Here is a 935-nt window from a genome sequence, read left to right on the forward strand (position 1 = left end):
ACGCGGATGGCGAGGTCGGCCAGTTCCTCAAGAAAACCTTCGCCAGTGGGCGCAGCGCCAAGGGCACCGGTGAGACCGGCCCCTTCGTGCCACCCGTGGCACTCCAGATCAACAGCCCGCACGGCGCTCACCTCCTGGCCGTCGGCCGCTGGAAGTGGAAGAGCCAAGGCGGCTACCCGACGTTGACGCACGGCGGCCTCTCATTGCTCGAGGTGCTATCGCCCTTCGTCGAGCTCACGAAATAAGGACGCGCTGCATGGCAACCAAAAAAGAACTCCTAGCGCAAGAAGTCACCAAGGCCGTCGGCGCTGGCAAGCCGGTCGCAATGGAAACCGTCGACTTCAACGACCCGAACCGTCCCAAGACCTGCCTGGAAGTCGACTTCCCGATCCTGCCGGTCAATCAGGTGGCGATCATCGAAGGCAACGCGGGCAAGCCGATCTACCAGATGTCGAAATGGTGGGCACGGCGTCGCTCCAGCGTGTTCCGTTCGATGTTGATCGCGGCAGCCACCAAGGCCCCCGAGGACAAGTCGCACGCGGCCAAGCTGGTGTGGGACAACTACTACGCCAACCACCAGAAGAAGGGTGCGTTCAAGCACCTGAAGGTGGCCGACATCTTCATGGGCGGTGGCACCACGCTGGTAGAAGGCTCTCGCCTCGGAATGCAGATGATAGGCAACGACCTGAACCCGGTCGCGTGGTTCGTGGTCAAGCAGGAGCTTGCCAATGTCGATCTGGAGGAGGTGAAGCGCCTGCTCGCCGATATCGAAGCCGACGTCAAGCCGCAGATCATGCCGTACTACTACTGCGACGGCCCCAACGGCGAGAAAGGGAAATGGACGCACGTGCCGACCAAGCATGTGATGCCCGCCGACTTTGATCCGCTCAGCCTGACCCAAGAGCAGCGGCGCGAGTACAGTTACGAAGGCCCGG

2 pseudogenes are annotated in these 935 nt (G+C 62.1%); both read left to right on the forward strand.

The window, feature by feature from the left end:
* A pseudogene (locus tag E1J61_RS37155) lies at positions 1-245 on the forward strand (hypothetical protein); the annotation flags it as partial.
* A gap of 11 nt (positions 246-256) precedes the next feature.
* Positions 257-935: pseudogene (locus E1J61_RS37160) on the forward strand (DUF1156 domain-containing protein); the annotation flags it as partial.

Origin of the sequence: Cupriavidus sp. L7L (assembly GCF_004353535.1) — a bacterium.
Lineage (GTDB): Bacteria > Pseudomonadota > Gammaproteobacteria > Burkholderiales > Burkholderiaceae > Cupriavidus > Cupriavidus oxalaticus_A.